Source organism: Salinarimonas sp. (genome assembly GCF_046292825.1).
In the GTDB taxonomy this organism is placed as follows: Bacteria; Pseudomonadota; Alphaproteobacteria; order Rhizobiales; family Beijerinckiaceae; genus Salinarimonas.
Window position 1 is genome coordinate 20,435 of record NZ_JBKBQG010000005.1, and the last position, 23,432, is coordinate 43,866.

At 71.0% G+C, this 23,432-nt stretch carries 18 protein-coding genes; 6 read left to right on the forward strand and 12 right to left on the reverse strand.

All coding sequences use genetic code 11. The features are described from left to right. Nucleotides 1–8: 8 nt before the first annotated feature. A complete protein-coding gene (locus ACK4UM_RS04165; protein ID WP_409796060.1) occupies nt 9–608 on the reverse strand; it encodes a pyridoxamine 5'-phosphate oxidase family protein in 600 nt (199 codons plus the stop codon). A 554-nt stretch (nt 609–1,162) separates the two neighbouring features. On the opposite strand from ACK4UM_RS04165, the gene ACK4UM_RS04170 reads away from it, so the two are divergent. Beyond that, nucleotides 1,163–2,590: a carotenoid oxygenase family protein gene (locus ACK4UM_RS04170; protein WP_409796063.1), complete on the forward strand. Its 1,428-nt coding sequence runs from the start codon at nt 1,163–1,165 to the stop codon at nt 2,588–2,590. A gap of 252 nt (nt 2,591–2,842) precedes the next feature. Here ACK4UM_RS04170 and ACK4UM_RS04175 read toward each other — a convergent pair whose 3' ends face one another. The 6 genes from ACK4UM_RS04175 to ACK4UM_RS04200 all read right to left on the reverse strand — a co-directional run bounded on the left by ACK4UM_RS04175 (nt 2,843) and on the right by ACK4UM_RS04200 (nt 11,174). Beyond that, nucleotides 2,843–3,523 carry a 3-oxoacid CoA-transferase subunit A gene (locus tag ACK4UM_RS04175; protein ID WP_409796426.1) on the reverse strand — a complete coding sequence of 227 codons (681 nt, stop codon included), beginning with the start codon at nt 3,521–3,523 and terminating at the stop codon, nt 2,843–2,845. Nucleotides 3,524–3,632: 109 nt separating this feature from the next. Beyond that, nucleotides 3,633–5,348 (reverse strand): hypothetical protein, encoded by a 1,716-nt coding sequence (locus ACK4UM_RS04180; protein WP_409796066.1) that lies wholly within the window; start codon nt 5,346–5,348, stop codon nt 3,633–3,635. A gap of 464 nt (nt 5,349–5,812) precedes the next feature. Further along, complete coding sequence (locus ACK4UM_RS04185) at nt 5,813–7,816, reverse strand: TIM-barrel domain-containing protein (protein ID WP_409796069.1); 2,004 nt, start codon at nt 7,814–7,816, stop codon at nt 5,813–5,815. Between the two features lie 11 nt (nt 7,817–7,827). Then, nucleotides 7,828–9,231, reverse strand: a complete 1,404-nt coding sequence (locus tag ACK4UM_RS04190) for an L-fucose/L-arabinose isomerase family protein (protein ID WP_409796072.1) — start codon at nt 9,229–9,231, stop codon at nt 7,828–7,830. A 3-nt stretch (nt 9,232–9,234) separates the two neighbouring features. Next, nucleotides 9,235–10,260 (reverse strand): tagatose 1,6-diphosphate aldolase, encoded by a 1,026-nt coding sequence (locus ACK4UM_RS04195; protein ID WP_409796075.1) that lies wholly within the window; start codon nt 10,258–10,260, stop codon nt 9,235–9,237. Then, the gene (locus ACK4UM_RS04200) at nt 10,260–11,174 is read right to left on the reverse strand and encodes a PfkB family carbohydrate kinase (protein ID WP_409796078.1); all 915 of its coding nucleotides are present in this window, start codon (nt 11,172–11,174) and stop codon (nt 10,260–10,262) included. Before ACK4UM_RS04200 ends, ACK4UM_RS04195 begins: the two co-directional genes overlap by 1 nt. A 127-nt stretch (nt 11,175–11,301) precedes the next feature. On the opposite strand from ACK4UM_RS04200, the gene ACK4UM_RS04205 reads away from it, so the two are divergent. From ACK4UM_RS04205 to ACK4UM_RS04220, 4 genes are all read left to right on the forward strand, one after another. After that, nucleotides 11,302–12,396: an ABC transporter ATP-binding protein gene (locus ACK4UM_RS04205; protein ID WP_409796081.1), complete on the forward strand. Its 1,095-nt coding sequence runs from the start codon at nt 11,302–11,304 to the stop codon at nt 12,394–12,396. A 96-nt stretch (nt 12,397–12,492) separates the two neighbouring features. Continuing rightward, entirely contained in the window at nt 12,493–13,755 is a 1,263-nt protein-coding gene (locus ACK4UM_RS04210) for an ABC transporter substrate-binding protein (protein ID WP_409796085.1), read from the forward strand. Nucleotides 13,756–14,129: 374 nt separating this feature from the next. Then, nucleotides 14,130–15,125 (forward strand): carbohydrate ABC transporter permease, encoded by a 996-nt coding sequence (locus tag ACK4UM_RS04215; RefSeq protein WP_409796087.1) that lies wholly within the window; start codon nt 14,130–14,132, stop codon nt 15,123–15,125. A 13-nt stretch (nt 15,126–15,138) separates the two neighbouring features. Then, a complete protein-coding gene (locus tag ACK4UM_RS04220) occupies nt 15,139–15,960 on the forward strand; it encodes a carbohydrate ABC transporter permease (RefSeq protein ID WP_409796090.1) in 822 nt (273 codons plus the stop codon). A gap of 8 nt (nt 15,961–15,968) precedes the next feature. On the opposite strand, the gene ACK4UM_RS04225 is transcribed toward ACK4UM_RS04220, so the two are convergent. Continuing rightward, nucleotides 15,969–16,997: an aldose epimerase family protein gene (locus tag ACK4UM_RS04225; RefSeq protein ID WP_409796093.1), complete on the reverse strand. Its 1,029-nt coding sequence runs from the start codon at nt 16,995–16,997 to the stop codon at nt 15,969–15,971. Between the two features lie 110 nt (nt 16,998–17,107). Between ACK4UM_RS04225 and ACK4UM_RS04230 the strand changes: the two genes are divergently transcribed. Next, the gene (locus ACK4UM_RS04230) at nt 17,108–17,833 is read left to right on the forward strand and encodes a GntR family transcriptional regulator (protein WP_409796096.1); all 726 of its coding nucleotides are present in this window, start codon (nt 17,108–17,110) and stop codon (nt 17,831–17,833) included. A gap of 21 nt (nt 17,834–17,854) precedes the next feature. Here the strand turns inward: ACK4UM_RS04230 and ACK4UM_RS04235 are convergent, their stop codons facing one another. From ACK4UM_RS04235 to otsB, 4 genes are all read right to left on the reverse strand, one after another. After that, entirely contained in the window at nt 17,855–18,865 is a 1,011-nt protein-coding gene (locus ACK4UM_RS04235) for a L,D-transpeptidase family protein (RefSeq protein WP_409796099.1), read from the reverse strand. Nucleotides 18,866–18,928: 63 nt separating this feature from the next. Then, entirely contained in the window at nt 18,929–19,120 is a 192-nt protein-coding gene (locus ACK4UM_RS04240) for a hypothetical protein (RefSeq protein WP_409796102.1), read from the reverse strand. 87 nt (nt 19,121–19,207) lie between these two features. Beyond that, nucleotides 19,208–21,634: a glycoside hydrolase family 65 protein gene (locus ACK4UM_RS04245; RefSeq protein ID WP_409796105.1), complete on the reverse strand. Its 2,427-nt coding sequence runs from the start codon at nt 21,632–21,634 to the stop codon at nt 19,208–19,210. Further along, on the reverse strand, nt 21,631–23,208 hold the full coding sequence (otsB, locus tag ACK4UM_RS04250) for a trehalose-phosphatase (RefSeq protein WP_409796108.1): 1,578 nt from the start codon (nt 23,206–23,208) through the stop codon (nt 21,631–21,633). The genes ACK4UM_RS04245 and otsB overlap by 4 nt, the downstream gene beginning before the upstream one ends. Nucleotides 23,209–23,432 lie beyond the last annotated feature (224 nt).

Below are 23,432 nucleotides of genomic sequence, written 5' to 3' on the forward strand. Positions count from 1 at the left end.
CACCGCCCTCACGGCACGAGCCACGCGGCCTCGCGGTTGGGGATGTCGAAGCGGGCGCGGCGGTGGCCGCCATGGGCGAGGTAGAGGGTCTCGATCGTCTCCACGGCGACGGTCACCGCGCGAAAATGCACGCGGCCCGCCGCGCGCTCCGCCTCGTCGGCGGGAAGCGCGAAGGCGTCGGGGGCGGAGAGGGGCGTGCCGGGCGCGGGACGCGTGCCGTAGCAGTCCCGGCTCATCGGGCGCGAGGCGGCCCAGGCGGCGTCGGCGACCGCGTCCTCGCCATGGACGGAAGCGCGGCCCTCGACGCGGATCTGGAGCTTGCCGCCGGGATCGTAGCCGTGGAGCGCGATGCGCGGGTCGGCGGCGAGCTCGGCAACCTTGTCGGCGCGCGCATCCGTGTGGAAGCGCAGCCGCGCCGCCGACGGCTCGACCGCGCGCAGGACGACCGTGCGCAGGCGCGGGCGCCCGTCGAGCCCGATCGTCGCGACGCCGATCGTGTGGAAGGCGCTGCGCCGGTCCGCCACCCCGCGCGCGAGGCAGGCCCAGGCATGGGCGAGCGTGCCTGCGAGATCGTCGGCGAAGGCGGGTGTCGCGCGCGGATCGGGCATGCCTTTCCCCCAGGGAGCTCGTGGACGCCGCTCCTGATAGAGGGCGCGCAGGGGCGTCATCAAGCGGCGGGGCTCGGTGCCCGGGGGCGAGAGACGTTTCGAGGGCTCGTCTCGCGTGTTTCTCCTCGTGCCCGGCGCCGTGCAGGAACGACGCCCACTGTCTTTCCGCTCAGAGATTGTGAATCCTTCTCCTGATTACTCTGCGCCGTCATTCCGGGGCGCGAAGCGAGCCCGGAACCCAGATCCACGACGTCGATTCGAGCGCGCATGCGCGCTCGTCGCGCAACATAAGACAATGCACACGTCGAAGGACGCAGCCTATAGGCTGCTCATCCGACGTCGGGAGTCTGGATTCCGGGCTCGCTATCGCGCCCCGGAATGACGACGTCGAGGTTCCAGTCGCCGAGTCAGGCAGGCGCGCCCGCGTCCTGGGTCGCGCATCTTCCGGTGAACTCCGGCGGGCCCGGGCGCGTCGTGCAGCCGGGGGCGGGGACGTCGCATTGTCGGCGCCGCATCGGCCGTGCGACGATCCGATCGAGGCGGAGGCTGGCGGCATGACGAGCGGGAGCGGCGAGGCGCCGTGGGCGATCGGCCTCGAGAGCGCGGCGCGCGAGGTGGACGCGGTGGAGATCCTCACGCGCGGCGATCTCCCCCCATGGCTCGCCGGCACGCTCCTGCGCGTCGCGCCCGCGCGCTTCGAGGTCGGCGCGCAGCGCTATCGCCACTGGTTCGACGGGCTCGCCATGCTCCACCGCTTCGACATCGCGGGGAGGCGGGTGACCTATGCGAGCCGCTTCCTCCGCTCGGCCTCCTTCGAGGAGGCGAAGGCGCGCGGCGGCATCAGCCGCGGCGAGTTCGCGACCGATCCCTGCCGCACGCTGTTCGGGCGCACGATGGCGGTGATGCTCGGCGCGCCGCCGACGGACAACGGCGTCGTGGCGATCGACCGGATCGGCGAGGCGGTGGTGGCGCTCACCGAGACGCGTTTGCCGGTCGTCTTCGACCCCGACACGCTCGAGACGCTCGGCAACCATGCCTACGAAGCGGACGTCGACCGCGCGACGACGACCGCCCACCCCCATCGCGACGGCGCGCGTGCCTACACCTATCTCACCCGCTTCGGCCGCCGCAGCGTCTACCGGCTGATCGTGCGGGAGGGGATGCAGGAGCGGACGCTCGTCGAGATCCCCGTCGAGCGCCCGGCCTACATGCACAGCTTCGGCATGAGCGCGAAGAGCCTCGTTCTCGTCGAGGGGCCGCTCGTCGTCGATCCGCTCCTGATGATGCTCGTCAACGCGCCCTTCATCCAGAATTTCCGCTGGCGCCCGGAGCGCGGCACGCTGGTGCGGGCCTTCGACAAGGAGACGGGCGCCGCGCGCGGCGTCTGGCGGCTGCCGGCTCTGTTCTCCTTCCACCACGTCAACGCCTTCGAGGCGGAGCGCGCGCTCGTCGTCGACCTCGTCGCCTACGACGATGCGCGCGTCATCGACGAGCTCTATCTCGAGCGGCTGCGCCGCGAGGCGCCGCCCACGATCGCGGGCCGGCTCGTGCGGCTGACGCTGCCGACCGATGGGGGCGAGCCGGACGTCCGCGTCCTCTCCGACACGCCGATCGAGCTGCCGCGGATCGACTACGAGCGGCGCGCGGGCGAGCCCTACCGGATCGTCTGGGGCGCGAGCGCGTCGGCGCCGGGGGCCTTCCTCGACACGCTCGCGCGCATCGACCTCTCGGAGGAGAAGGGCGGCAACGCGCGGCTCTGGCACGAGCCCGGCACCTATCCCGGAGAGCCGATCTTCGTGGCGCGGCCGGGCGGGCGCGGGGAGGACGACGGGGTGCTGCTCAGCGTCGTCCTCGACACGCGCACGCGCCGCTCGTTCCTGCTCGTCCTCGACGCCGCGCGCATGACCGAGATCGCCCGCGCCGAGACGCCCGAAATCGTCACGCTCGGCTTCCACGGGACATTCCTGCACAAGCGGGGATGATTGCTTCGACCTTGTCTCTCAAGGGCCATGACGCCGTCATTCCGGGTCGCGAAGCGGGCCCGGAACCCAGACCCACGACGCTCGTTCGAGCGCGCATGTCGCGCTCGCGGCACACCGCGCACCGAGCCACAGGTTGAGCGACGCAGCCTATAGGCTGCTCATCCAACGTCGGGGGTCTCGGTTCCGGGCTTGGCTATCGCGCCCCGGAATGACGGTGGGTTGAGCATCGCACGGCGACAGGTGAGTGGCGGCTCACCAGGAAGGCGGCGTCGCCTCGGCGACGGCGACGACCCGCGAGACGAAGATGCCCGGCGTGACCACGTGCTCGGGGTCGATCGCGCCGAGCTCGACGATCTCGCTCACCTGCGCCACCGTGAGCTTCGCCGCCGTCGCCATGATCGGTCCGAAATTGCGCGCGGTCTTGTTGTAGACGAGGTTGCCGTGGCGATCGCCGGCGCGAGCCTTGATCAGAGCGAGATCGGCGTGGATCGGGTATTCGAGCACGTGCTCGCGCCCGCCGATCATCCGCGTCTCCTTGCCGTCCGCCAGCAGCGTGCCGGCGCCGGTGGGCGTGTAGAAGGCGCCGATGCCGGCGCCGGCGGCGCGGATGCGCTCGGCGAGATTGCCCTGCGGCACGACCTCGAGCTCGAGCTCGCCCGCGCGGTAGAGGCGCTCGAACACCCAGCTGTCGTGCTGGCGGGGGAAGGAGCAGATCACCTTGCGCACGCGCCCGGCCGCGAGGAGCGCGGCGAGGCCCGTATCGGCGTTGCCGGCATTGTTGGAGACGACCGTAAGGTCGCGGGCGCCCTGGGCGATGAGCGCGTCGATCAGCGCGAAGGGCATGCCGGCGGTGCCGAAGCCGCCGATCAGCACGGTCGCGCCGTCCGGAACGCCCGCGAGCGCCGCCGCCGGGTCAGGGACGATCTTGTCGATCATGCGCGAGCCTCCGCTTGGGTCCACGCCCAGGCATAAACGAGGAGCCCCCGCGCGAGAAGCCGCGCGGGGGCTCGAACCGGATTGGGTTGTTGCGGCAGAGGTCGCTTCAGTAATGCGGCGTGAGGCGCAGGTGCGGGCGCGGACCCGGCATCGCCGCGTCGGGCCGGCCCGCGAGCTTCTCCTCCCAGCCCTTGGCGAGCGCCATCAGGGCCGCGAAGCGATCGACCATGGCGCGGCGGATCTCCGGGCTCGCCCCGCCGAGATAGGCCTCGTCGTCGATGCGGCTCTCGACGAAGGCGCAGAAGCTCTCCGCGTCGTCCTTGTCGCCCCAGGCCTTGGCCGCGTCGGCGAGCGTGTGCTCGAGCACCATGTAGGCGACGAGGAAGCGGCGGAAGCGGTGGTGGTCGAAGTCGAAATCCTCGCGGTCGTCCGGGCTCTCCGCCGGGCCGCCGGCGAGGAGCGCGGCGGCGCGTTGGCCGAGCGCGCCGATGGCGTCGACGGCCTCGGGCGACATGGTCAGGTCGAGCCCGCCCTCGCCGCTCTTCAACCCGATCGTGACGATCCGCTCGCGATAGCCCGGCAGCGTGCCCTGCAGCCGGTCGTGCCAATCGGCGGCGGCGGCGAAGAGCGTCGCGGCGAAGGCCCGCAGCCCCGTGATCGGGACGACGCCGAGCGGCGCGCCCTTCGGATCGGACATCGGCAGGCGCACGCGCCGCCCGTCCTCCTCGCGCAGCGGCTCGAGCGCGATGCCGAAGGTGGGCCGCGAGGGCAGGAGCGCGTCGAAGAACTGGATCGGGAAATTGCTCGTGATCCCGCCGTCGCTGAACAGGACCCGGCTGCGATGGCCCGCCGCCTCGTGATGCAGCGGCACCGCGGCGATCAGGAGCGGGAAGGAGAGGCTCATGCGCACCGCGAGGACGACCGGCAGGTCCTGCGCCGCGGGGAAGGGATAGAGGCCGGACGCATCGGGCTCGACCCCCTCGCGGGTCATCCAATCGACCACCCAGCCCGGCACGACGCGGCGCAGCTCGGCGGGATCGAAATAGAAGGCCTCGCCGGTGGCGGCCGCGGTCGCGGCGAGCTCGGGCAGGACGTGCGGGCGGCGCTGGCCGAGATTGGTGGTGATCACCCGCAGCTTGATGCCCGCCCGCTCGAGATCGCCGAAGGTGAGCGGCACGCGCAGCGCGTCCGGATCCTCCGGCAGGCCGCGCCCGGCCGCCGCCTCGATCTCTTCCGCGAGCCAATCGGAGAGGCCGACGCCCTCCTCGTCCTCCTGCGTCGTGCCGGGACACATCCCGAAATCGCCCTCGACCAGCACGTCGCGCGCCGATTTGAGCACCGACAGCCCGAACAGCAGGACGGCGCCGACCGCGAACACGATCAGCGCGAAGAGCACGCCGAACGGCCCGCCCGCGACGGCGCTGGAGAACAGGCCCAGCGTCACGAACAGCATCAGCGCGACGATGAGGTATTGCGCATGGGAGAACATCAGGATGCGCAGAGCCGGCCAGAAGGCGCCGCCGCGGAGCGCGCCGAGCGCCCGGAACAGCGGCCGCGCCTCGGGCGAGGGCTGGAACAGGCTCGCGAGGCTCGTGCGCAGCTTCGCGGGCAGACTCGCGACGAGCTCGAAGCCGCCGCCGGCGCGGTTGAGCTCGGCCGCCGCCGTGATCGCCGCCGCGATCGCCCCCGCCGAGGTGCCGCCGATCGAGCGGAAGCGGTAGTCGCGCGCGAGGCGCAGCACCGCCTTCGGATACACGACGCCGGACGTGACGCCGCCCTTCATGATCAGATCGCACTCGCGCTTCGGCACGCTGGCTGACATGTCTTGCCTCCCGACGAACGTTGCCCCGCAGGAAGCCACAGCCGCGCCTCCTGTGCAAAAGAAACCACGGCGATCCGCGATCGCATTCTCGTGATCGGTAGAAGAACGGATGCGGCGGGAGTTTCATCCCGAACGGTACTCCCTCCCCGGAGGGGAGGGATTTTGCTGCCCTATCCCTCCCCGGAGGGGAGGGTGGCCCCTGGAGCGTCAGCGACAGGGGTCGGGTGGGGCCCGGGTGGGAGGCTTTCCTCGAAGCGTGGGGCCCCACCCGACCTCCGGCGGCTCCGCCGCGGAGGCCACCCTCCCCTACGGGGAGGGATTCTGCCGCCCTATCCCTCCCCGGAGGGGAGGGTGGCCCCTGGAGCGTCAGCGACAGGGGTCGGGTGGGGCCCGGGTGGGAGTCTCTCCTCGAAGCGTCGGCCCCACCCGACCTCGTTCGGCTGCGCCTCCGAGGCCACCCTCCCCTACGGGGAGGGATGTCGCACCCGCTCGAAGGCCGCGATCTCGTCGAGCGCGAGGGTGAGGCGCACCACCCGTCCGCCCTCGACCACCGCCCCGTCCGGCCAGCGCCGCCAAAGGCCGTGGGGCAGATATCCCACCACGCGCCCGCCCGGCTCGACGCAGGGCATCACCAGGACATCGCTTCCGCAGAAGAACTGCTCCTCGAAGGCCCAGGCGGCGGGGTCGTCGGGGCAGGCCAGCACCATGGCGCGCTGGACGGGCAGACCGGTCGCGCTCGCCTCGCGGGCCGCCTCGCGCAGACGCGGGCGCAGCCGCTCGCGCAGAACGAGCGCGGCGTTCACCGCGGCCTCGGCATCGGCGCCGTAGCTCCAGGGCTCGCGCGGGCCGATGCCGTGGAAGCGGATGTGGGAGAAGAAGATCGCGGCCTGCGTCCAGCGCACGTAGAGCTCGGGATCGCGCGTGTCGCCGTAGAAGCCGCCGATATCGGTCGCGTGGAAGGGTCCGCCCGAGAGGCCCCAGGAGAGGCCGCCCCGCAGGGAGGCCGCGAGCCCGCCCCAGTCGGCCTGCGGATCGCCGCCCCAATGGCCGGGATAACGCTGCCCGCCGGCCCATGTCGCGCGCCCCAACAGATAGGCACCCGAGGGGCAATAAAGGGTCGCCGCCTCGTGGACGCAGGCATTGTAGAGGAGCGGATAGACGTTGCGCAGCCGCGCGCCTTCATCGCCGTTATGCGCGAGGCAATCGTCCTCGACCTGCTCGCCGAAATCGGACTTGATCATCTCGACGCCAGCCTCGAACAGCTCGCGGTGGCGGTCGCGCCAATAGGCATAGGCGTCCGGGTGGGTGAAGTCGACGATGCCGGAATCGGGGAGCTGGGTGAGGACGGCGCCGAAGGGCTCGGGGTCGAAACGGTAGCGATAGGGCGCACCGGTGCGGCGATCGCGCAGGAGCCAGCCCTTCGCCGCCATCTCCGCATGGAGCGGGTTCGCCTCCGACACGAGCGGGTATTCCCACACGCAGACGCGCAGCCCCAGCGCGCGGACCTCGTCGAGCACCGCCTTCGGGTCGGGAAAGCGCGCGGGGTCCCATTGGAAGGCGAAGCGGGTCTGCGTGTCCTGCCAGGCGCGCCCGTCGAAGGTGATCGTCTCGACGGGCATGCCGCGCGCGCGCACCTCCCGGGCGACCGAGAGGAGCTCGTCGGGCGTGCGGTAATAGGCCTTGGAGAGGATCACGCCCATCGACCAATCGGGGATCTCGGGGGCGCGGCCGGTCAGGTCCGTATAGGCGCGCAGGATGTCGGCGCCCGTCTCGCCGGCGAGGAGGAAGAGGTCGAGAACCTCCTCCGCCACGAGCGCGGCATAGGTGCGGTGCGACCAGAGCGGGTGGCCGACCGCATGAGTCACCTCGGCGGGCGTGTGCAGGAAGGCGCCCCAGCCGCGCGGCGACCAGGCGAAGGGCGTGTTCTTGTAGGCGCGGTCGGAATTGACGCCGAGCGCATCGACGACGTGCGAGCGCACGAGCTGCCCCGCTTTGTCGAGCCGCCCCCATTTCTCGCCCAAGCCGTAGACCCGCTCGCTGGGCGCGAGGTCGAGCGACACGAGCGTGCCGCGCTCGGTGCGCGCGAAGGGCGGCAGGCGGTGGCGGCGCACGAAATGGCCGTCCTGCGAGGAGCGCTGCACCACACAGGCCTTGCGCGCGAGCACGAAGGCGAGCGGGTCGAGGGTCAGCGTGAGGACGAAATCGTCCCAGGCGACGCGCACGCCCCCGTCCGCGTCCTCGGAGAGGGTCGCCGGGCGCACCCCCGGCTCGGCGACGAGGATCGGATAGGTCGGCGCGCTCGTCTCGCCGAGCGTGAGCCGCACGCCGTCGGCGAGGCCCGCGACGAGGAGCGGCCCGGCGCTCGTCGCGATGCGGATGCGCCCGTCCGCGAGGCGCTCGGGGCGTGCGGCGGCGGCGACGGGCGGGATGCGGCCCCAATTCGGCTCGACGACGTCGAAGGCGTGCATGGCGTGCGATCTCAGGAAAGCTCGACGATCGGAAGGGAAAGGCGCGCGGCGAGCGCCCGCAGAGCGGGGCGCACGTCGCCATAGACGAGGGAGACGTGGTGCTCGAGGCCGCCGTCGATCAGCGCGCGCGTGACGTCGGCGACGGGCTTGTCGAAGCGCACGAGGCCCGACGTCCCCGAAAAGCTCTTCGGCCCCGCCACGATCTCGGCCCCTGCGATCACGAGAGCGGGCGCGTTATGCGCCTGGCTCAGCCGCGCGAGCGTGATGCGGCCCGGCGCGAGCGCGAATTCCTGGAGGAGCGGCATCTTGCGGTTCGAGTGGATCTGCGCCGCGGGCGGCGTCGCGGGATCGGCCATCGAGGCCGGCGCGAGCCCGCAATGCCACAGCACGCCCGTCTCGCTCGCCGCGTCCATGTCGACGATGTCGGCGAGGAACGCGGGGGCGCCGGCGAGCTCCTGCAGGATCAGCGAGGTGAGCGCGCCGTAGACGTCCGCCTCGCAGGCGCAAGGGGTGCGCTCCTGCGAGAGGAAGGCCATCGGCCCGCAGGACGCGCAGCCGAATTCCGTGAACATTTCCGGCCAGCAGCGCACCGCGAGCGCGGAGAGGTTCTTCTCCCGCGCGAGCCCGGCGAGCGCATGGTACACCGCGAGCGAGCGCTCGAGCTGCTCCTGATCGAGCGCCTCCGTCCCCGAGAGCCGCGCGGCGACCTCGCTCTTCGTCTGCGCGATGCGCTCGGGCGCGACCGCGCGGGCGGCGGCGAAGAGATCGGGCAGCGCGATCGGCTCCACCCCGATCCCCGCCATCGCCCGCAGCGCGCCGGGATCGTAGCGGCAGGTGTCGAAACCGACGGGATGCTCGCCGACGAGCCCGATGCGCGTGCCGGCCAAGCGCTCGAGCACGGAATCGGCGGCGCGGGCGTCGGCCTCCTCCGGCTCCGGCGGCGGGTGGGGGAGCGGCGGCTCGACGGCGCGGGTGCCGGCGACGAGCTCGGCGAGATCGGCGTCGAGCGAGGCGGCGTCCGGCGCCGCGTAGAGCCAGCGATGGGCGATGCCCGCCCGGCCGAGCGCGTGGGCCGCGAGGTTCAGCCCGCAGAAGGAATTGAGCCGCAGCCGCCCGCCCGTACGCGGCTCGGGAAAGGCCCAGAGCGCGAGCGGCGCGCCGGCATGTTTTCCGATCGCGACCGTCATCGAAGCGTCGGTGAAGGTCACCTGCAGGAGGAGGAGGAGATCGAGCGCCTCCCCCTCGAGCGCCGCGAGCGCGGCCTCGGCGGCGACCGCGTCGCAGAGGAGCGTGCGCGGCCCGACGATCTCGTGGCCCTCGCGTTCGAGAGCCGCGAAGGCGGCGGCGGCAATCTCCTCGGCGAAGGGGACGTCGAAGGTGGGCCGCGCGAGCGCGAGCGTTCCGATGCGGGCCATGGCTCAGAACCCCTCATAGGCGTGGCGGAAGCCGGCATCGGGCGACGGCACCGAGACGCCGTCCGCAAAGAGCGGATGCGCGTGCCAGGGCGTCGCCTGCGCGTCGGTGAGCGCGTTGATGCGCTCCATATAGGGCACGCTCGTCGCGCGCAGCCCCGCCCGGATCGCCTCCCAATCGGGGAACGCCTTGAACGGCTCGGCCCAGATGGCACGGCCGGCGAGATAGCCGGAGGCGCCGGCGCGGTAGGCGCGCGCGAGGATCGCCTCGAATTCCGCCATCCCTGCGCCCGCCGAGAGCATCACCCAGGGCCGCCCGCACAGGCGCCCCAAGTCGTCGAACGCGGCCTGCGCCGCATCGCCGCCATCAGCCACCGCGCGCGCCGGGACGGGGCTCTCGACCTTGAACAGGTCGATGCCGAAGCGCGGCTCGGCGAAGGCGCGCACGCTGTCGAGGACGAGGTCCGCGCGCTTGTCGGCCATCTCGATATATTGGCTCGTCTGGTTCTTCTCGCCCGGCAGCGGGTAGACCAGGAGCTCGAAGACGTAAGGGATGTCGAAGCGCGCGCATGCCTCGCCGATGCGGGCGGCGAAATCCTTCTGCGCGGCGATGACCGACGCCTCCGCATCCGGCCGGTACCAGGCGAGCACCTTCACGGCATCGCCCCCGCAGCGCTTGATCTTCTCGACCGACCAATCGTCGATCTCGGCGGAAAGCCGCCCGCCATCCGTCTCGCGAAAGAGCGAATCCTCGAGCGTCACCACGAGGCCGATGCGCGGGGAGAGGAGCGTGAACCCGCGCGGGAGGGCGAAATGCGGGTCGAGCAGCATGGCGGTCGCGTGGCGCTGCAATTCCGCGACCAGCATCAGCTTGAAGCCGGCGACGTCCTCGTAGGGCGCTTCCGCCGTGCCGCGCTTTTCGCGGATCGGGTTCTTGATCGGCGGGCGCTGGTCGACCGCGACCATCTTGAAGCGGCCGGCCTCGTCCGCCATGCGCCGCATGCCCCACAATTTGCCCGGCGACAGCTCCATCACGAACGCTCCCTCATGAATTCTTCCAGGGCCTCCCGCGTCGGCGCGCCCGCGCGGCCGCCGAAGGCGGTGCATTTGAGCGCGGCGGCCGCGCTCGCGAAGGCGACGGCGCGCGCCTCGTCCATGCGCTCGGCGAGCGCCAGCGCGAAGGCGCCGTGCCAGACGTCGCCGGCGCCCAGCGTGTCGACGACCGCCACGCGGGGCGCGGGCGCGTGGACGATCGCACCCCCCTCCCCCGTGTACAGAACCCCGTCCGCGCCGAGCGTCACCGCGAGGAAGCCGCGATGGCTCCGCGCGAGCGCGGCGAGCGCCGCGCGCGGATCGTCGATCCCGGTCGTCTCGGCGAGGCCCTGCTGGCCGAAGACGGCATGGGTCGCGAGCGCGAGGAGGTCGGGATCGTCCGGCCTCCGGTCCGCATCGAGCACGGAAGGCACCCCCGCTTCGCGCGCCGCGCGAAACAGCCGGATCGCGCCCGCCGACCAGCGGGTGTCGCCGAGGACGCCGCGGGTGCCCTCCGCGAGCCGCTCGGGCAGCCAAGCGGGGTCGATCGGCATGTCGGGATCGGCATAGGCGACGATCTGGCGCTCGCCCTCCCCGTCCACGTAGATCGAGGAGAGCGGCGAGCGGCGGCCTTCGATCCGCCGCGCGAGCGCGCAATCGACGCCCTCCGCCTCGAGCCCGGCGACGATCTCCGCGCCGATCGCATCATCCCCGAGCCGCGTCGCGAGCGCCGCGCGTCCGCCGAGCCGCGCGATCGCCACCGCGGCATTGGCCGCGATGCCGCCGCCGACGCTCGCGAAATCGCGCGCACGATACTTCTCGGCCGCGCGCGGCATCGCCTCGACCCGGAAGACGAGGTCGAGGACCGCGATGCCGACACAGACGACCAGCGGCGCCTCCGACATCTGCGACATGCTCCTCCCGTCGCCCCGCTGCGGGGCGTCTCGACGCGCCCCTTGATTTGCGGCACGCTATCATGTCTTATGTCTTTTACAAGACTTGAACGAGATCCGCTTCACGCGGGCGGTCAGGGAGGATCGAATGGCGGACGTCGCGATCCGAAGCGTCAGGAAGGTCTTTGGCCAGGTGCCCGTCATCCACGGCATCGACCTATCCGTGCGCGACGGGGAATTCGTGGTCCTCGTCGGCCCGTCCGGCTGCGGGAAGTCGACGCTGCTGCGCATGATCGCCGGGCTCGAATCCGTCACCGACGGCGAGATCGCGATCGGCGGGCGGGTCGTGAACGACCTCGCCCCGCGCCATCGCGACATCGCGATGGTGTTCCAGGACTACGCGCTCTATCCGCACAAGACCGTCTACGACAACATGGCCTTCGGCCTGCGCATGCGCGGCACGCCGAAGCCGCAGATCGAGACGCTCGTCGGCGAAGCGGCGGAGATCCTGCAGATCGGCCACCTGCTCGATCGCCGCCCCGGCCAACTCTCCGGCGGCCAGAGGCAGCGCGTCGCCATGGGCCGCGCCATCGTGCGCCGGCCGCAGGTCTTCCTGTTCGACGAGCCGCTCTCCAATCTCGATGCGCAATTGCGCGGCGAGGTGCGCATCGAGATCAAGAAGCTCCACCAGCGCTTCGGCTCGACGATCGTCTACGTCACCCACGACCAGGTCGAGGCGATGACGATGGCCGATCGCATCGCGGTTTTGCGCTCGGGCGTGCTCGAGCAATTCGCGAGCCCCGACGACATCTACAACCGCCCCGCCTCGCGCTTCGTCGCGAGCTTCATGGGCTCGCCGCCGATGAACGTCGTGCCCGCCGCGCTCAGCGCTTGCGGGGAGCGGATCGAGATTTCGGGCGGCGTCGCGCTGCCGGTGCCCGAGCCGCTGCGGGGGCGGATGGAGAGCGCCCGCGGGCGCGACATCGCCTTCGGGCTGCGGCCCGAGCACGTGCGCGCCGGCGAGGCCCGCGATCCGGGCGACCATAGCCTCGAGGCGCCCGTCGAGATCGTCGAGCCGCTCGGCTCGGAGACGCTCACCTGGCTGCGCGTCGGCGAGGTCAGCCTCACCGGCCGCTTCCCCCCGGAAGCCGGGGCGCGGCCCGGCGCGCGGGTGCGCGTCACGCTCGCGATGAGCCGCATGCACCTGTTCGACCGCGAGACCGGCGCCGCGCTCGCCGCCTGAGCGGGCCGCGACGAGCACCACGACACAACAGGGCGACAAGCCCGGACGAGAACACCCGAGAGGAACCGCCGAACCAAAAGGCAAGGAGAGGAAACCATGAGGAAACTGTTCGTAGCGGCGTCGCTCGCCGCTCTGATGGTGACGGGCAGCCTCGGCACCGCCGCCGCGCAGACGGAACTGCGCATCTTCACCGGCGGCCAGCAGCGCCCGGACGTGATGCGCCAGATCCTCGACCTCTATCAGGAGCGCAATCCGGACGTGCGCGTCGAGATCGAGGTCGGCGGCGCCACCTCGGAGCAGCAGCAGCAATATCTCAACACCGTCCTCGCCTCGCGCGATTCGGCGATCGACCTGATGCTGATCGACGTGATCCGCCCGGCCCAATACGCCGCCGCGGAATGGGCGGCGCCTTTCGACGACTTCCTCGGCGATCGTCGCGACGAGGTCATGGCGCGCTATCTGCCCGCCTATCGCGAGGCGAACATCGTGAACGGGCAGGTGATCGCTCTGCCGTACTTCGCCGACGCGCAATTCCTCTATTACCGCCGCGACCTCTTCGAGAAGCACGGCGTCGAACCGCCGCAGACCTGGGACGAGCTCCAGGCCGCGACGCTGCGGATCATGGAGGCGGAGGGCAATCCCAACCTGCGCGGCTTCGAGACGGCGGGCGCGCCGATCGAGGGCGCGGTCTGCACCTATCTCGTCCCGCTCTGGGGCGCGGGCGGGCGGCTTCAGGCCGAGGACGGCTCGCTCGCGCTCGACGACGAGACCGCGATGAAGCCCTTCGAATTGTGGGGCTCCTTCCGCGAGAGCGGCGTGCTGCCGCCCAATATCGGCGAGATCGCCACCGACCGCATCCGCCAGAACTTCCAGGCCGGCAATCTCGTGACGGCGATGAACTGGGGCTATGTCTGGAACCGCACCCAGAACGACGACGACAGCCAGGTGAAGGGCGCGGTCGGCGTCGTGCCGCTTCCGGGCTTCACGGCGGACGCCGCCGCGACCTGCATCGGCGGCTGGCAGATCGCGGTGAGCGCCTTCTCGAACAACAAGGACGCGGCCTTCGCGCTGGCCGAATTCCTGTCGAGCCCGGAAATCTCCAAGATGCAGGCGATCCTCGCCTCGCATCTGCCGGTCTTCCCCGAGGTCTATACGGATCCGGACGTGCTCGAGGCCAATCCGTGGTTCGAGGACGCGCTGCCCGTCGTCGAGACGGCCCGCGCCCGGCCGGTGAGCCCGCGCTATACGGAGGTCTCCGAGATCATCCGTACCAACATGAACGCCTTCCTCTCGGGCACCCGCTCGGCCGAGGACGCGCTCGCCGACATGCGCAACCGGCTCGGGCCGATCCTGCGTTGACCCCCTCCTCCACCGGCGCGGGCTCTCCCTCCGGCCCGCGCCGGTTCTTTCATCGCCGTCCGTGTGACGGAATCGCCACCCCTCTCCTTCCCCTCAGGGGAAGGTGGCTCCGGACGCGCACAGCGTCCGGAGACGGATGGGGTCTTTCGACCCGCAGGGTCGAAGGGGCGTCGGGAGCCGCCTTACGTACGGAGCTCTATGACGACGCCCCTTCGCCGCTCGCGCGGCGAAAAACCCCATCCGACCCGTCGCCTCCGGCGCCGGGCCACCTTCCCCTGAGGGGAAGGAGAGGGGCGGCCGCCTCCGCGTCTCGAACCCCTGCGCAGATCACGATGCGTGACTCTTCCCTTCCCCTGCCCGAGAGCCCGTGACCGATGCCGCGCGCGACCGTCTCGACGCCGCCACCGCACCCCGAGAGCCTCGTCGAAGGCGCGCGCGAGGGCGTGCCCGCGCGCGGCAAGAAGGCGCGCGTGCCGCTCACCCCGCTCGAGCGCTCGGAGCGCCGCCTCGGCTTTCTCCTGCTCGCGCCGGCCTTCCTGCTGCTCTGCGCGATCGTCCTCTACCCGATCTCGCAGCTCCTGATCACGAGCCTGCGCTTCAACCAGCTCACCCAGCCGTGGATGGGCACGCCCTTCGTCGGGCTCGAGAATTTCCAGCGGGCGATGGACGATCCGGCCTTCTGGAACGCGACCATCAACACGTTCCTCTACATCCTGGTGACGGTGCCCGGGGCGGTCGTCGTCGGGCTCGGGCTCGCGCTCCTCGCCAACCAGCCGTTTCGCGTGAAATGGCCGGTGCGGCTCGGGCTCCTGCTGCCCTGGGCACTGCCGCTCGTCTTCGCGGGGCTGATCTTCCGCTGGTTCTTCGAATATTCGCAAGGGCTCGTGAACAACGCGCTCGTCTTCGTCGGCCTCGCGCCGCAGCCCTGGCTGACGAACCCCGATCTCGCCTTCGTGGCGATCTGCATCGCGATCGTCTGGAAGACGTCGAGCTTCGTCGCGCTCGTGCTGCTCGCGGGGCTCCAGACCATCCCGCGCTCGCTCTACGAGGCGGCGGAGATCGACGGGGCCTCGCGCTGGCGGCAATTCTGGGAGATCACGCTGCCGATGCTGCGCCCGGCCATCGTCGTGGCGCTGATCTTCCGCACCATCACCGCCATCCAGACCTTCGACATCCCCTACGCGATGACGAATGGCGGGCCGGGCAATTCGACCGAGTCGCTCGCGATGTACATCCACAAGACCACGATCGACTTTCTCGATCTCGGCTACGGCTCGGCGCTCGCGGTGCTGATGTTCGTCGTCTCGGTGATCGTCACCTCGGGATATCTGCGCTACACGCGCCGCGATCCGTCCGGAAAGGGGGCCTGAGATGGGCTATCGCATGCCGTCGCGCCGCGCGGTCGTCTGGCTCGCCGCGCTCATCGTCGCCGCCAACGGCTTCTTTCCGGCGCTCTGGATCCTCTTCACCTCGCTCAAGACCGAGAGCGAGCTGATGCGCATCCCGATCACGATCCTGCCGACCGCGCCGACGCTCGACAATTACGTGCGGGTGTTCACCGACCAGCCGATCCTGCTCTTCATGTGGAACTCGTTCGGCGTCGCGACCCTCTCGACGCTGCTCTGCGTCTTCGTGTCGGCGCTCGCGGCCTATGCGCTCGTGCGCCTGCGCCTGCCCGCGCCCGGGCTGATCCTCTCCGCGCTGCTCGCGGTGGCGATGTTCCCGCTCATCTCGCTGATGGTGCCGCTCTTCCAGACGATGCGCACGGTCGGCCTCCTGAACACCTGGTGGGCGCTGATCTTCCCCTACGCCGTCCTCTCGATGCCGGTCTGCACCATGGTGCTGATCGCCTTCTTCCAGGACATCCCGCGCGATCTCGAGAACGCCGCGATGATCGACGGCTGCTCGCGGCTCGGCGCGCTCTGGCACGTGATCCTGCCGCTCACCGCGCCCGGCGTGTTCACGGCGGCGATCCTCGCCTTCGTGAATGCCTGGGACGAGTTCCTGCTCGCGCTCACCCTCGCCCCGCGCGTGTCGAGCCGCACCCTGCCGGTGGGGATCACGCTCTACCAGGGCGAGTTCGCCTTTCCCTGGCCGATCATCTCGGCGGCCTTGATCATCGCGATCGTGCCGATCTCGATCCTGATCGCGGTCTTCCAGGAGCGCGTCGTCGGCGGACTGACGCAGGGCGGGGTGAAGGGGTGAGGCGCGCCTCACCCGAACCGATATTCCGTCACCTGCCGATAGACCGCACCGGGACGCAGGATCGTCCCGGGAAAGTGGGGATGGTTGGGGCTGTCGGGGAAGTGCTGGGGCTCGAGGCAGAAACCCGAACAGGGGCCGTAGCGGCGCCCGTCGTGGCCCGGGACGTCGAGATCGGTCTTCCAGCCGTCGTAGAATTGCAGCCCGGGCTCCGTCGTCCAGACCTCCAGCGTCGCGCCGCTGCGCGGGGAGCGCACCCGCGCGGCGAAGGCGAGCGGCTCGTCGATCCCCGATTTTTCGGTCCGCGTGCGCGCGAGCGCCCAATTGTGATCGTAGCGCAGCCGCTCCCCCTCGACCATGCGCCGGATCGGGCGCGGCGTCCTGAAATCGAAGGGCGTGCCGTCCACCCGCAGGATCTCGCCCGTCGGCACGTTGTCGGCGTCGACGGGGGTGCGGAAGGCGGCGTCGATCTCGATCTCGTGGTCGAGGATGTCGTCGGCATCGTCGAGCGTGAAATAGGAATGGTGGCAGAGATTGACCGGCGTCGGCGCGTCCGCGCGCGCCTCGAGCGCGACCCGCAGCGTCGCGCCGTCGAGCGTGTAGGTGCAGGCGACGTCGAGCGCGCCGGGATAGCCGCAATCGCCGTCGGGGGAGCGCAGCGCGAGCGTCACCGCATCGGCGCGCGCCTCGACGAGCCGCCAGGCGCGCTTGCCGAAACCCTTGCCGCCGCCGTGCAGCGAGGTGCGGCCGTTCTCGTTCTTGGGCAATTGGTAGGTGGTGCCGTCGAGGGTGAACCGGCCCTCGCGGATGCGGTTCGCGAAGCGGCCGGCGATGGCGCCGAAATGCGGGGAGCGCGCGACGTAATCCTCGAGGCTGCCGAGGCCGAGCACCACGCGGCGCGCTCCGGCGCGCGTCGGCACGACGAGATCGCGCAGAACCGCCCCCCAGGAGATCACCTTCGCCTCGGCCCCTGCCTCCGAGCGGATCGTCGCCTCGACGACGCCCTCGCCCTCGAACGTGCCGAAATCCCGTACCGTCATCGACGCCCACTCCCGATTCGCGGCGTCTCCCGTGGACACCGCCTCACTCTTGTATAAGATAAAGGTCTTCCGCGCCGAGAAAAGCTCGGCATCCGCGACGAGGACGCAGCATGGAGGTCGCCCCGCGCAGCCTCAAGCCCAAACCGCTCTATCGCCAAGTGCGCGACGAGCTCGTCCGGCGCATCGTCGAGGGCGCCTGGGCCGCCGGCCAGGCGATCCCGAGCGAGTTCGAGATCGCCGCCGATCTCGGGGTCAGCCAGGGCACGGTGCGCAAGGCGCTCGACGAGATGGCGGCCGAGCGGCTCGTGGTGCGCCTCCAGGGCAAGGGCACCTTCGTCGCCCGCCACGACGACGCGCGCATCCTGTTCCAGTTCTTCCGCCTCCTGCCCGATACCGGCGAGGTGCGCTTCCCCGAGAGCCGGGTGCTCGGCGTGACGGCGCGGCCCGCGACGCGAGCGGACGCGCAGGCGCTCGGCATCGCGGCGGGCGCCCCGGTGATCGCCTTCGAGCGCGTGCGCTTCCTCGACGAGACGCCGTGCATTCTCGAGCGGATCGTGCTCAGCGAGGCGATGTTCCCCGGCCTCGCCGCGCGTGGCCTGCCGAACAACCTCTACGATCTCTACGCGACCGCCTTCGGCGTCACCATCGCCGGGGCGACGGAGCGGCTCAAGGCGATGGTCGCCGGGCCCCACGAGGCGGAGCACCTGGCGGTGGCGCCGGGCACGCCCCTCCTCGTCGTCGACCGCATCGCCACGGCGCTCGACGGCCGCATCGGCGAATGGCGCGTCTCGATCTGCCGCACGGATCATTGGCACTACAAGGCGGAGCTGCGGTGAGGGCTTCACGGGCGCACCCCCCTACCGCACGAATTCCACGCTCACGCCTGCCTCGACCAGCACGGCGAGTTCCAGCGCGTCCCAATTCGTGAGCCGCACGCAGCCGTGGGAGGCGGCGTGGCCGACGCTCGTGGCGTCCGGCGCGCCGTGGATGCCGTAGCCCTCCTCGTCGAGGCCGATCCAGACGAGGCCGACCGGATTGTTCGGCCCCGGCGGCACGATCGCCGCCTCCTCGACGCCCGCCTGACGGACCGGCCCGTCCGGATCGTAGGTCCAGTTCGGCTCGTGCACGATGATCTCGATCGCGTGGGTGCCCTCCGGGCTCGGCATCTCCTCGCTGCCGACGGTGGCCGGGTAGAAGAAGACGAGATCGCCGTCCTCGTCGTAGCCGCGCAGCACGCCGCGATCCGCGTCGACCTCGATGCGCGCGAGCCTCCGCTCGGGCGGCGCCTCACGCACGGCGGCGACGACGATCTCGGTGCCGGCCGCGCCGAAATCCGCCTCCGGGTTGAGCATGCGCAGGAGCGCGACGTCCATGTGGAAGCGCTCCGCGAGCGCCTCGGCCGGCCCGCGATAGGGCAGACGATCGAGCGCCTCCATCTCGTCGTAGCGCTCGGGAATCGTCTCGCGGAACGGCCCCTCGACATCCTCCTCGGCGATCGTGTGGCTACGCAGCACATCGCCCTCGTCGCGGGCGAGGGCCTCGATCACGGCCTCGCCGAGCGTCGTCTCGGAGAGATCTTTGGCGCGCGCGAAGGCGGCGACGGCCTCCTCCAGGTTGCGGCCGACATAGCCGTCGATCGCGCCGGGCGAGAAGCGCGCGCGGTCGAGCAGGATCTGGAGGCGCACCACGGCCGGCTCGCGACCCTCGCCGACGATGTCCGACAGCGCGGCGTCCTCGACCGCGTCCGCGGAGATCGCGTGCGCGAGCGACCCGGGCAGCAGCAGCGCGATGGCGAGCGCGCCCGCCCGCAATCGCGCTGCGAGGCAGGAAGAGGAGACCGAAGGGGGATTGGCACTCGGGAGCAGCATGAGGGGCCTCGTCGAACGAGCGCCCCCACCGGCGAATACGAGCGAGGGGAGATGAGTTCCGAATCAGGCCTTCTCGGAGCGCTCCGCGTCGCGCACCGAGCCCGCCGGCTCCGGCGACGCGAGCGCCGGCTCCACCGACACGTCGCCGCGCATCGCCTCGCGCAGCTCCTGCGCCTTCTCGCGCGCCTGCGCCTCGTCGTCGACGATGACAGCCACCGCGCCGTTCTCGCCGCGGGCTTGCACCTTGTAGGTCATCTGCATCTCCTGAGGTGCGAATCATCGCACGGAGGGAATGCGGGAGCAAGCGGGAACCCGGATGTACGGGAGATGAAAGGGGGGCATTCATCCCTCCCCCCGCACCACCAGCCTGAACGCGTACGTGTCGCCCGGCGACATCTCCCGGTAATGGCCGCGATAGGCGATGGTGATCGGGGGGGCGGTGGTCTGTTCGCTGTGGACGGTCAGGCGTTTGCGGTCGATGTCGAGGTGGAGGCGGTGGCGGCGGTAGTGGAGGATCGCCTGGATGCGGTCGAGGCCCTTCGGCAGAACCGGGTCGAAATGCAGGATGCCGCCCTGCGTCGCAAGCCCCGTGAGGCAGCGCTGGACGATGTCGACGGTGCCCGCCATCGCGCCGAGATGGATGCCCTCCCTCGTCGTGCCGCCCTGGATGTCGGCGATGTCCGCGTCGAGGCCGCGGCGCAGATGGTCGAGCGCCGCGGGGCGGTCGGCGCGCGCGAGCACCCAGGAATGGACGACGTGGCTGAGCGTCGAGCCGTGCGAGGTGCGGGCCATGTAATAGTCGATATTCGCCGGGATCCATTCGCGCCGAAACGGAATGCCGAGCCGCTCGAAGAGGATCGTCAGCTCCTCGGCCGAGAAGAGGTAGAACAGCATCAGGACGTCGGCCTGTTTCGAGGCCTTGTAGCGGTTGGGGTCGTCGCCTTCGGCGTCGAGGATGCGGTCGAGCCGCTGGATGTCGCCGTGGCGCGCGCGCAGACCGTCCCAATCGAGCTCGTCGAGCCGCTCGTAGCCCTCGAACTGGCTGATGATGCACCCGTCGTGGAAGGGCACGAAGAGCTTGCGGCTGATCTCGTCGAAACGCGCGAGGTCGTCGTCCGAGATGCCGAGCCGCTCGAGCAGGCGCGTGCGCCGCGCGGGCGGGAGCATGTCGACGACGTCGAGCGCGCGGTGGAGGCAATAGGCGGCCATGACGTTCGTGTAGGCGTTGTTGTCGAGCCCGCCTTCCTCCTCCGGCGGACGGCCGGGATAGGCGGTGTGGAACTCGTCGGGGCCCATCACGCCGCGGATGTCGAAGCGCCCGCGCGCGGCGTTCCACTGCGCGATGCTCGACCAGAAGCGCGCGATCTCGAGGATCATCTCGGCGCCGTAATCGCGCATGAATTCGTGATCGCCCGTCACCTCGTAATAGTGCCAGACATTGTAGGCCACCGCCGCGTCGATGTGGCGCTGGCGGTGGCTGGCGTCGGGCTTCCACTTGCCCGATTTCGGGTTGAGGTGGATGACCTGCGTCTCCTCCCGCCCGTCGCTGCCGCTCTGCCAGGGATAGAGCGCGCCCGCATACCCGCTCTGCGCCGCGTGCCGCCGCGCCGCGCCGAGGCGGCGATAGCGATAGCGCAGGAGCGCGCGGGTGATCACCGGACGGCGCAGGTTCAGGAAGGGGAAGATGAAGAGCTCGTCCCAGAACACGTGCCCGCGATAGGCCTCGCCGTGCCAGCCGCGCGCCGGCACGCCGACGTCGCGGTCGATCGAATGCTCGCTCACGCTCTGGAGCAGGTGGAAGGCGTGCAGCCGCAGCTTCATGTCGGCGTCGGGGATCGCGGGCGCCACGATCGACATGTCGAAATCGTCCCACAGCCGCGCCCAGGCGAGAACGTGGGCGCGCGCGATCGCCTCGAAACGCGGGGCGCGCTTCACCGCCGCGCAGGCCTCGAGCCCGTGCTCGGAGATCGCGCGGTCGTCGGAGGTGTGGAGCGCGACGATCTTCTCGATCGCGACCGCCTCGCCTTCGCGCATGTCGACCGCGATCTCGTGGCCGAGCCGGTCCTGCACCGGCGGGCAGGCGCGGCGTTCGCCGTCGCAGCGCGCGTCCCCGCGATAGAGTCGCGTGCGCGCGGCGAGCACGATCTCGAGCCGGGATTGGCGCGTGCGCGAGCGCAGGAAGACGGTATCCTCCTCCGGCGAGGACTTGGCGAGGGTCTCGAGATGGCGCCTCTCGAGAGCGCGGTAGCGGGCGACGTTGTCGTTGATGACGCCGCCGTCGATGCAGGAGCGCACCCACATCCGCCCGGACCAGTCCTGAGGCTCGATCTCGAGCGCGATCGCCGCGATGTGCTGGTCGTCCATGCTGACCAGCCGGCGCTCGCGCCAGAGCGTGGTGCGGCCCTCGTGGTCGCGCAAGGAGATGTCGCGCCGCAGCATGCCGGATTTCAGGTCGAGCTCCTGGCGGAAGGAGAGGATCTCCATGTCGTCGAGGCGGACCCACGGGCCGTCCTCGATGCGGAACGTCAGCGGCAGCCAATTGGGCAGGTTGACGAGGTCCTCGTTCTCGACGTCGCGCCCGGCGATGCGGCTCGTCGCGCGGTCGTAGAGGCCGGCGACATAGGTGCCCGGATAATGGACGCCGTCGGCGTCGCAATCGGGCGCCGCGCCGCGCGTGCAGACATAGCCGTTCCCGAGCGTGCAGAGCGCCTCGCGCAAGCCCTCCGCTTGCGGATCGTAGGCGTCGTAGACGAGCGACCAAGGGCTCATGCGGGGCCTCCCTCGTCCTGCATCCTCCGCAGCAGCTGGAGGAAGCGGGCGACGTCGGGGACGTCGTCGAGCGCGTAGCGGGCGGAGGTCGGGCGGGGCTCCTCGCTGCGCACCACGACGCACAAGCCCCGATCGGCGATGGCGCGGAAGGCGTCCTCGTCGGTCACGTCGTCGCCGACGAAGACCGGCACCACGTCCGGGCGGTCGAGCCCGAGCTTGGCGATGAGCGCGCGGATGGCGCGCCCCTTGTGCCAATCCGCCCGCGGCTTGACGTCGAAGACCTTCTTGCCGCGCGACAGCTTCAGGCGCCCGAAGGCGGCGATCGTCCGCTCGACCGCCTCGAAGACGCGCGCCTCGTCGGCGGGGGCGACGCGGCGATAATGCACCGCGAGCGAGAAGGATTTGCGCTCGACCGCGGTCCCGTCGATGCCGACGAGCGCCGCCTCGAGCGCATCGGCGGCCTGGGCGAGATCGGGCTGAAAGGCGCGGCCGAGCGCCACCGTCTCGCGCCAGCCGTCGGGGCCGGCCATGTCGAAGCCGTGGCTGCCGGCGTAATAGACCGCGTCGAGGGCGACCATGCGCTGCACGTCGGGCAGATCGCGGCCCGACACGATGGCGGTGGGACACGCGCGCGCGAGCCCCACCACGGCCTCGCGCATCGCCTCGCCGAAGCGGGCGGCGTTCGGGTCCTCGACGATGGGGGTCAGCGTGCCGTCGTAATCGAGGAAGACGGCGATGCTCTTTCCCCGCAGCCGGGCGCGAATCTCGTCCTCGCGATCGAAGAGGGAGGGGAGGTTCCGGAGCGTCTTGACGCGCAGGCCCTCGCGCGCGTCGTAGGCGAGTTCCGCGAGATCCGCGACCACGATGTCGGCGCCGGCCCGCGCGAGCGCGTCCGCGTGCTTCTCGCGATCGACGGCGACGACGCAGGCGAAGGGCCCGCGCGCGCCCGCCTCGACGCCGGCCGTGGCGTCCTCGACCACGAGCGCGCGCTCGGGCGCGATGCCGAGCCGCCGGGCGGCCTCCAGCATGATCGCGGGGTCGGGCTTGCCGGGCAGGCCCGCCTGCGCCGTCGCCTCGCCGTCGACGATCGCGTCGAACAGATCGGCGATCCCCGCCGAGCGCAGGACGGCCTGCGCGTTGCGGCTCGAGGTGAAGAGCGCGACCTTCACGCCCGCCGCGCGCAGGTCGGCGACGAAGGCGAGCGTGCCGGGGAAGGCCTCGACGGCGCTCTCGCCGAGCCAGGCCTGGAAATGCGCGTTCTTGGCGTGGCCGAGGCCCCAGAGCGTGTCGCTGCCGGGGGCGTCGCTCTCGTCGCCGCGGGGCAGGTCGATGCCGCGCGAGGCGAGGAAGCTCGCGATCCCGTCGAGGCGCGGCTTGCCGTCGACGAAGGTCTGGTAATCGGCATCCGCGTCGAAGGGGACGAAGCTCTCCCCGGTGCGTTGCGCGCGGGCGCCGAGCCAATCGTCGAAGAGCCGCTTCCAGGCCGCGGCATGCGCGAGCGCGGTATCGGTGACGACCCCGTCCATGTCGAGAAGGGCCGCCTCGATCCTCACGCTGCGTTCACCGCCGTTCATGTCGTTCTCTCCCTTCGGTTTTCGTTGCAACGCCGCTTTCCTTGCGCTCAGGAGAAGGACAAGGGGCGCCCAATCGTTCGCCCGATCTCCATCGCCGACGAAGAGCGCGACGGTCTCCCCTCCCCCTTTTGGGGTGGGGGTCGTGCAGGAGGCACCGTAACGCCACATCCTGCACGACCCCCATCCGTCTCCGGGCTTCGCCCGGAGCCACCTTCCCCCAAGGG

Excerpts from the sequence above, each read along its gene's own strand:
- ACK4UM_RS04165 (WP_409796060.1), bottom strand. The coding sequence starts at position 608 with ATGCCCGATCCGCGCGCGACACCCGCCTTCGCCGACGATCTCGCAGGC.
- ACK4UM_RS04170 (WP_409796063.1), top strand. The coding sequence starts at position 1,163 with ATGACGAGCGGGAGCGGCGAGGCGCCGTGGGCGATCGGCCTCGAGAGC.
- ACK4UM_RS04180 (WP_409796066.1), bottom strand. The coding sequence starts at position 5,348 with ATGTCAGCCAGCGTGCCGAAGCGCGAGTGCGATCTGATCATGAAGGGC.
- ACK4UM_RS04185 (WP_409796069.1), bottom strand. The coding sequence starts at position 7,816 with ATGCACGCCTTCGACGTCGTCGAGCCGAATTGGGGCCGCATCCCGCCC.
- ACK4UM_RS04190 (WP_409796072.1), bottom strand. The coding sequence starts at position 9,231 with ATGGCCCGCATCGGAACGCTCGCGCTCGCGCGGCCCACCTTCGACGTC.
- ACK4UM_RS04195 (WP_409796075.1), bottom strand. The coding sequence starts at position 10,260 with ATGGAGCTGTCGCCGGGCAAATTGTGGGGCATGCGGCGCATGGCGGAC.
- ACK4UM_RS04200 (WP_409796078.1), bottom strand. The coding sequence starts at position 11,174 with ATGTCGCAGATGTCGGAGGCGCCGCTGGTCGTCTGTGTCGGCATCGCG.
- ACK4UM_RS04205 (WP_409796081.1), top strand. The coding sequence starts at position 11,302 with ATGGCGGACGTCGCGATCCGAAGCGTCAGGAAGGTCTTTGGCCAGGTG.
- ACK4UM_RS04210 (WP_409796085.1), top strand. The coding sequence starts at position 12,493 with ATGAGGAAACTGTTCGTAGCGGCGTCGCTCGCCGCTCTGATGGTGACG.
- ACK4UM_RS04215 (WP_409796087.1), top strand. The coding sequence starts at position 14,130 with ATGCCGCGCGCGACCGTCTCGACGCCGCCACCGCACCCCGAGAGCCTC.
- ACK4UM_RS04220 (WP_409796090.1), top strand. The coding sequence starts at position 15,139 with ATGCCGTCGCGCCGCGCGGTCGTCTGGCTCGCCGCGCTCATCGTCGCC.
- ACK4UM_RS04225 (WP_409796093.1), bottom strand. The coding sequence starts at position 16,997 with ATGACGGTACGGGATTTCGGCACGTTCGAGGGCGAGGGCGTCGTCGAG.
- ACK4UM_RS04230 (WP_409796096.1), top strand. The coding sequence starts at position 17,108 with ATGGAGGTCGCCCCGCGCAGCCTCAAGCCCAAACCGCTCTATCGCCAA.
- ACK4UM_RS04235 (WP_409796099.1), bottom strand. The coding sequence starts at position 18,865 with ATGCTGCTCCCGAGTGCCAATCCCCCTTCGGTCTCCTCTTCCTGCCTC.
- ACK4UM_RS04240 (WP_409796102.1), bottom strand. The coding sequence starts at position 19,120 with ATGACCTACAAGGTGCAAGCCCGCGGCGAGAACGGCGCGGTGGCTGTC.
- ACK4UM_RS04245 (WP_409796105.1), bottom strand. The coding sequence starts at position 21,634 with ATGAGCCCTTGGTCGCTCGTCTACGACGCCTACGATCCGCAAGCGGAG.
- otsB (WP_409796108.1), bottom strand. The coding sequence starts at position 23,208 with ATGAACGGCGGTGAACGCAGCGTGAGGATCGAGGCGGCCCTTCTCGAC.